The organism is Methylocaldum sp. RMAD-M (assembly GCF_017832375.1).
GTDB lineage: Bacteria > Pseudomonadota > Gammaproteobacteria > Methylococcales > Methylococcaceae > Methylocaldum.
The window spans coordinates 24,458-30,565 of sequence record NZ_JAFIBZ010000044.1 but is presented as its reverse complement, the minus strand read 5'-3'; the positions used below and the strand labels follow the sequence as shown (position 1 = coordinate 30,565).

Below are 6,108 nucleotides of genomic sequence, written 5' to 3'. Positions count from 1 at the left end.
CCGGCGTACTTGGCAGGATCGAGGCGCGCGTCCATACAGGTCAGGATCGCGAAATGCCGCCCCGGCGGCAAGGGAAGATGGCCCTTGTTGAAACTCGCCGCGTACGCTTGATTAGCGCTGAGCACTTCGTTCAAGATTTGGCTCATATCTTTTTCTCCTCTGAGATTGTTATTGTTTATGACGCCGCCTGCTCAAGCAGCAGCCGACGCACCGGCTGATACGCCCCCTTCCCGGAAAGCGATTCGGCCCGCCATCGTGAGACAAGCCGACGATGAAAAAAATCCTGCTCGCCAGCAATAACCCCGGAAAGGTCCGCGAAATCCAGGCCATATTAGCAAACGATGACATAGAGATCGTACCGCAATCCGCTTTCGGAGTCCCGGATATCGAGGAGGTCGGATTGACCTTTGTCGAGAATGCGATTCTGAAAGCTCGGCACGCCAGCCAGCTTTCCGGCCTGCCCGCCATAGCCGATGATTCGGGACTGGAAGTCAACGCCTTGGGCGGCGCGCCCGGCGTTTTCTCGGCCCGATATGCCGGCCCCGGCGCGAACGATGCCGAAAATAACGCCAAGCTGCTCCGCGAACTGGAGAATATTCCGGACGCCGAGCGGACCGCCCGATTTCGCTGCGTCATGGTTTTTCTGCGCCACGCGCAGGACCCGAGCCCATTGATCGGACAAGGCGTATGGGAAGGCATCATTCTGCGCGAACCGCGCGGCAAAGGAGGCTTCGGTTACGATCCGCTGTTTTTCGTGCTGGAAAAAAACTGCACCTCGGCCGAATTGTCCCCGGACGAAAAAAATCGCCTAAGCCACCGCGGCAAAGCTCTGCGGGAACTCGTGGCGCAAATGCGCGATTCAGCTAAATGAGCGTTCGGCCGATATTCCTACGGGACGATGGCGGGGCATTTCGATGAAACGGCCTCGGGGGAATGATCTTTATGAAATTCCTCGGTATAGGCATGCGCCGAAAAGATCAGCAGCACGCCGGCACTGATCATGGCGATTTGTTGAAATGCGGCACTGGCATTGGTGCGGTGGTGCAAACTGGGAATCAGGTCCGCAACCGCTACATAAATGAAACTCGATGCCGCCAAGGCGAGGAAATAAGGCAGCGCCTCGCGCAGATTTTCCAAGCTGTAATACGCCAGGACACCGCCCAGCAGAGTCGCCAAGCTGGACAGCAGATTGTAGAGCAAGGCCTTGGGACGGCTATAACCGCTTTTCAAAAGGATCGCGAAATCGCCCACTTCCTGGGGAATCTCATGGGCGAACACCGCCAGGCTCGTGACTATCCCCAGATGTACATCGGTAAGAAAAGCCGCGGCGATCAGCACGCCATCCACGAAATTGTGGATACCGTCGCCCAATACGATGAGAGTGCCGGCCGGCTGGTGAAAGTGGTCGTCCGTATGCGTCTCGCAGTCGCCGGCGTGGCAATGCCTCCAAAGCAGCAGTTTTTCCAACAAAAATAGCGCCAAGATTCCGAGAAGAACGGCGGCGAAGACGCTCTCCGACTGCTCCGTGCCGACCGTTTCGACAGCATGGGGCAAAAGATCCAGAAACGCCACGCTCAATAACGCGCCCAAGGCGAAGCTGATGCCGTGAGGGAGCACGCGGGGATGATGATGGTCGGGAATCATCAGGAACAGCGATGCCGCAAGGACGCTCAAAACGCCGCCGATCAAGGTAAAAATAATTATCCAGAGGAGAAGGTTCATGTCTTATTTAAACCTAGAAGCGGCGGTTGGACGTGCCCGAGTGTGCGGCAGGCGGACCGGATAGCAAGGCGCGACGACGCGGCGGGGTATTCTCCCGCGAGGAGGAGCAACGCCGCCAGCCGGTCCGCCTGCCGTGCAATCGGGTACGTAGCGGCGTCACCCAAACGGTGACGTAGGTAGAAGGTAGGGCAATAAGGATTCATGGAACTTTTCTAGTTATTTAAGCGGTCAACCGCTGTTTCTAGGTTTATTTATTCGCGCCAGATCAACGTAGCCATGCGGCCCGTCACGCGGTCGCGGCGATAGGAAAAAAAATCGTCGGCATTACCGAAAGTGCAAAAGCCCCCGCCGTAGATTGCCGAAATTCCGACATCGTTCAGTACGATACGTGCGAGGTGATAAAGATCCGCCAGCCATTTTGCGTTCTCCGTTTGGCAAAACGCGGCGGCGAATGCCGCTCTCTTGCGGACGAAGGTCTCCCGGACCTCATGACCTACCTCGAACGCGTCCGGACCGATTGCAGGCCCGAGCCACGCCAACAAATCATCGCCTTCAAGCGCTTCGACGGCGGCTTCGATGACGCCCGCCGCAAGCCCTTTCCAGCCGGCGTGCACCGCCGCGACCCGATCGCCTTCCTTCGAACACAGCAAAACGGGGAGGCAATCCGCCGTCATGACCGTGCAAACGATGCCGGTTTGGCATGTGAATGCGGCATCCGCGCTTCGATAGGTCGATACGTCGGCCCGAATGACGTGTTTTCCGTGCACTTGATTCAGCCACACGGGTTCCGCGGGCAGACTCAAGGCCTCCCGCAGCCGATGCCGGTTTTCCGAGACCCGACTCGGCTCGTCCCCGACGTGAGCGCCGAGGTTGAGGCTCCGATATGGGCCTATGCTCACCCCGCCCCGGCGCAACGTGCTCGCCGCCCGGACGCCGGGCGGCACGGGCCACTCGGGTTCGATCCAGAATCGGCTCATGCCTGTTCTCTCAATGCCGCAAGCAGACCGGAGAAATCCGCAGGGAGTGGCGACTGCCACTCCGTGTACTCACCGGTTGCGGGGTGAATGATCCCGAGCTTTTCGGCATGCAAGGCCTGTCTTTTGAAATTTCGGATGACTGTGATCAGCTCTTCGCTCGCGCCGGCCGGTATCTTGAGCCGACCGCCGTACACCGGATCGCCGACCAGCGGATGATGGATATGGGCCATATGGACGCGAATCTGATGGGTACGCCCGGTTTCGAGCTTTACCCGAAGCAGGGTGTGGTGGGGGAAGCGCTCGGCGATGCGGTAATGAGTGACGGCAGGCTTGCCTTCCTCGCGGACGGCGAAGCGCTTCCGATCGGTGCGATGCCGGCCGATCGGCTCGTCCACTGTTCCGCCGGCGGTGATGGCACCCTGCACCAAGGCCAGGTATTCCCGATGCACGGTCCGAGTCTGGAGCTGCTCCACCAGCGATTTGTGCACGGACAAGGTCTTGGCGGCCATCAACAATCCGCTGGTATCCTTGTCCAGCCTGTGAACGATACCGCAACGCGGAATACCGGCCAGCCCAGGGGCATGATGCAGCAAAGCATTTTGCAGAGTTCCGTCACGATGGCCGGCCGCCGGGTGCACGACCAGACCCGCGGGCTTGTCGATGATCAGGACCGCGTCGTCCTCGTAAAGGATCGCAAGTGGGATATCCTGGCTCTCGACGGCCGTGGTCTCCTCGACTTCAGCATGCAGGACCACCCGTTCGCCGCCCAGAATCCGGTGCTTCGGAGACAAAACGGCCCCATCGACTCGGGCAGCCCCGTTTTTGATCCAGCTTTGCAGACGATTTCTGGAAAAATCCGGAAACAGTTCGCTTAGAGCTTGATCCAGGCGACGGCCGGCTAGCGATGGAGGAATTTCGGCGGTAAGAACGCGGGTGGAATTCACTTCTATGGGATAGATAATTCAATGTATACTGCGAGCGTTAAGACTGCCGCTCCTATCATGTCGTCTTTTTTCACTTTTTTTCGGCCTGTGCGCTTCGTTCTTTGGCCGCTCGCCTTTGCCATACTGCTATTCGGCTGTTCTACCACTCGCGAAGAAAGGGATGAATACGCCGACTGGACCGCGGAGCAGTTTTACACCGAGGCCAAAAAGGCGCTGACGGAAAAACGTTACGAAAAAGCGGTGAAATTATACGAGAAACTGGAAGCTCGTTATCCGTTCGGCAAATATGCGACTCAGGCGCAACTCGACATCGCCTACGCTTACTACAAAAACGACGAGCCCGATTCCGCTCTTGCCGCCACCGACCGCTTCATCAAGCTCAATCCGACTCACCCGAACGTCGATTACGCCTATTACCTCAGGGGCTTGGTCAATTATAACCGAGGCATAAGCTTTGTTGATCGTTTTCTGCCGACGGATTCGTCGCAGCGTGACCCTGGATCGGCTCGCGATGCCTACAGAGAATTCGAAGAACTGATTGCCAAGTTCCCCAAGAGCCGCTATGTGGACGACGCCAAGCAACGTATGGTGTCGTTAAGAAACAATCTGGCCATGTACGAGGTTCACGTTGCCGACTTTTACATGCGACGTGGGGCCTATCTTGCGGCGGCCAGGCGCTGCGCCGAAATCATTCGCAACTATCAGCGTACTCCGGCCGTGCCCGTGGCTTTGCAGATCATGGAACAGGCCTACCGCAAGCTGGATATGAAGGAATTGGCCGACGATGCGGCTCGCGTCTACGCATTCAATTATGCCCAAGGCGTTCCCGGCCAGGCTAAAGATCTGGTTTACGAGCCGTCTGCCATGGAGCGCTTGTGGAACTTTCTCGGTTTGGAAAAATAGGCTTCCGCTTCGTTCGGTGGATAGGATGAGCTTCACAAGGATGAACACACCCTCCCCTAAAATTGAAAGCCAAAATATTCACGTATTGTGCGTTGGACACGCATCGTACGACCTCATCTTTTCCGTACCGCACCATCCTGAAGCGGACGAAAAAATCTTCGCCGAATCCCTGATGTCCTGCGGCGGCGGTCCGGCCGCGAACGCGGCCGTAACCGTAGCGCGTCTCGGCTATAACGCGGCTTTTGCCGGTTATTTGGGAAACGACCCCTATGGACAAATCCATTTCGAGGAATTGCAACGGGAGAACGTGTCTACCGATCTCATCGTCCGCGGCGCGTCGCCCACGCCATTGTCCGCAATCCTGATAAAACCGGACGGCAAGCGGGCTCTGGTCAATTACAAGGGCGCCAGGGCGCCTTTGCCGGCGGACAGCATCGATTTTTCGGACGTTACGCCGAAAGTCATCTTGTTTGACGGGCACGAGCCCGCCCTCTCCGAACCATTGTGCGCCTGGGCGAAGTCCAGAAACATTCCCACGGTCCTGGACGCCGGCTCTTTGCACAAGGGAACCGACGCGCTGATGTTCTCGGTGGACTTCCTGGTGTGCTCGGAAAAATTCGCGCGGCAATGGCTGGATGATGACGATCCGGCGCAGGCTTTGAATCGTTTGGCCGAACGCTCACCCGCAGTCGTCATAACCTTGGGCGAAAATGGGCTGATCTGGAAGAAGGGCGTCGAGTCGGGAAACCTCCCTGCATTTCCGGTAAAGGCCGTGGATACTACCGGAGCCGGCGATGCGTTTCACGGAGCATTCGCCGCCGCCCTTGCAAGCGGCCAAAATTGGCAGGATATCTTGCACTACGCCAGCGCCGCCGGCGCCCTTTGCTGTACCAAGGAGGGCGCGCGACCAGGCATTCCCGATCGGGAAACGGTCGAACTGTTCTTGAAAAATCAGAAACAATCACCGAGTTATTGACATCGGACAACTTCCCTTTGAAGCTTATGGAATCTCGGGATACGTTCAGCCTTTCTCCATTACCGGGTATGGATGGGTGTATAGGCCGCCAATTTGGCTCCGTAGAGGGAGTCGATCATCAGTTCTTGATCTTAGTGCCATTCGTTAAGCAGCTGATGTATTTAATAAGGAAATGGCACGAAGTGATGAACAGGTGTTTTCGATGAATATCTACGTCGGCAATTTGTCCTATCAAGTCACCAGCGAGGAATTGCGTGAAGCATTCGAACGCTTTGGCGAGGTTACCAGCGCGAACGTCGTGATGGATAAACTTACAGGTCGCTCCAAGGGCTTCGGCTTTGTAGAAATGTCGGATCGGGCTAGCGCTGAAGAGGCTATCAAGCAGCTAGATGGCGCCGATCTCAAGGGGCGTAATATCCGGGTAAACGAGGCACGCCCTCGCTCCGAAAGCCAGTCGAATTTTCCGCCTCGGCGCGCCCGGCACATTTGACGGCTAAAAACGCGCCGTCTCCACATTCCAACTCTTTGGAACACGAGACGGCGTTTTAGCCCCGTTGCGGACCGATCGTCCTGCGCCGCTAAATGT

At 57.2% G+C, this 6,108-nt stretch carries 7 protein-coding genes and 1 pseudogene; 4 read left to right on the top strand and 4 right to left on the bottom strand.

The window, feature by feature from the left end; translation table 11 throughout:
* A pseudogene (locus JOD69_RS24970) lies at positions 1-146 on the bottom strand (carbonic anhydrase); the annotation flags it as partial.
* Positions 147-271: 125 nt separating this feature from the next.
* Here JOD69_RS24970 and JOD69_RS23120 point away from each other — a divergent pair.
* Complete coding sequence (locus JOD69_RS23120) at positions 272-871, top strand: XTP/dITP diphosphatase (RefSeq protein ID WP_077731931.1); 600 nt, start codon at positions 272-274, stop codon at positions 869-871.
* A 17-nt stretch (positions 872-888) separates the two neighbouring features.
* Here JOD69_RS23120 and JOD69_RS23115 read toward each other — a convergent pair whose 3' ends face one another.
* The 3 genes from JOD69_RS23115 to rluD all read right to left on the bottom strand — a co-directional run bounded on the left by JOD69_RS23115 (position 889) and on the right by rluD (position 3,643).
* Positions 889-1,722: a ZIP family metal transporter gene (locus JOD69_RS23115; protein WP_077731932.1), complete on the bottom strand. Its 834-nt coding sequence runs from the start codon at positions 1,720-1,722 to the stop codon at positions 889-891.
* A 251-nt stretch (positions 1,723-1,973) separates the two neighbouring features.
* Positions 1,974-2,699: a peptidoglycan editing factor PgeF gene (gene pgeF, locus JOD69_RS23110; protein WP_077731933.1), complete on the bottom strand. Its 726-nt coding sequence runs from the start codon at positions 2,697-2,699 to the stop codon at positions 1,974-1,976.
* Entirely contained in the window at positions 2,696-3,643 is a 948-nt protein-coding gene (rluD, locus tag JOD69_RS23105) for a 23S rRNA pseudouridine(1911/1915/1917) synthase RluD (protein WP_205780989.1), read from the bottom strand. The genes pgeF and rluD overlap by 4 nt, the downstream gene beginning before the upstream one ends.
* A gap of 57 nt (positions 3,644-3,700) precedes the next feature.
* Between rluD and JOD69_RS23100 the strand changes: the two genes are divergently transcribed.
* The 3 genes from JOD69_RS23100 to JOD69_RS23090 all read left to right on the top strand — a co-directional run bounded on the left by JOD69_RS23100 (position 3,701) and on the right by JOD69_RS23090 (position 6,012).
* Positions 3,701-4,546 carry an outer membrane protein assembly factor BamD gene (locus JOD69_RS23100; RefSeq protein WP_077731955.1) on the top strand — a complete coding sequence of 282 codons (846 nt, stop codon included), beginning with the start codon at positions 3,701-3,703 and terminating at the stop codon, positions 4,544-4,546.
* Between the two features lie 40 nt (positions 4,547-4,586).
* Positions 4,587-5,522: a PfkB family carbohydrate kinase gene (locus JOD69_RS23095; protein WP_086133769.1), complete on the top strand. Its 936-nt coding sequence runs from the start codon at positions 4,587-4,589 to the stop codon at positions 5,520-5,522.
* Positions 5,523-5,724: 202 nt separating this feature from the next.
* Positions 5,725-6,012 carry an RNA-binding protein gene (locus JOD69_RS23090; RefSeq protein ID WP_077731935.1) on the top strand — a complete coding sequence of 96 codons (288 nt, stop codon included), beginning with the start codon at positions 5,725-5,727 and terminating at the stop codon, positions 6,010-6,012.
* The last annotated feature ends 96 nt before the right edge of the window (positions 6,013-6,108 follow it).

What these genes read in the sequence shown, in the direction of transcription:
- JOD69_RS23120 (WP_077731931.1), top strand. Translation starts at nt 272, where the DNA reads ATGAAAAAAATCCTGCTCGCCAGCAATAACCCCGGAAAGGTCCGCGAA.
- JOD69_RS23115 (WP_077731932.1), bottom strand. Translation starts at nt 1,722, where the DNA reads ATGAACCTTCTCCTCTGGATAATTATTTTTACCTTGATCGGCGGCGTT.
- pgeF (WP_077731933.1), bottom strand. Translation starts at nt 2,699, where the DNA reads ATGAGCCGATTCTGGATCGAACCCGAGTGGCCCGTGCCGCCCGGCGTC.
- JOD69_RS23100 (WP_077731955.1), top strand. Translation starts at nt 3,701, where the DNA reads ATGTCGTCTTTTTTCACTTTTTTTCGGCCTGTGCGCTTCGTTCTTTGG.
- JOD69_RS23095 (WP_086133769.1), top strand. Translation starts at nt 4,587, where the DNA reads ATGAACACACCCTCCCCTAAAATTGAAAGCCAAAATATTCACGTATTG.
- JOD69_RS23090 (WP_077731935.1), top strand. Translation starts at nt 5,725, where the DNA reads ATGAATATCTACGTCGGCAATTTGTCCTATCAAGTCACCAGCGAGGAA.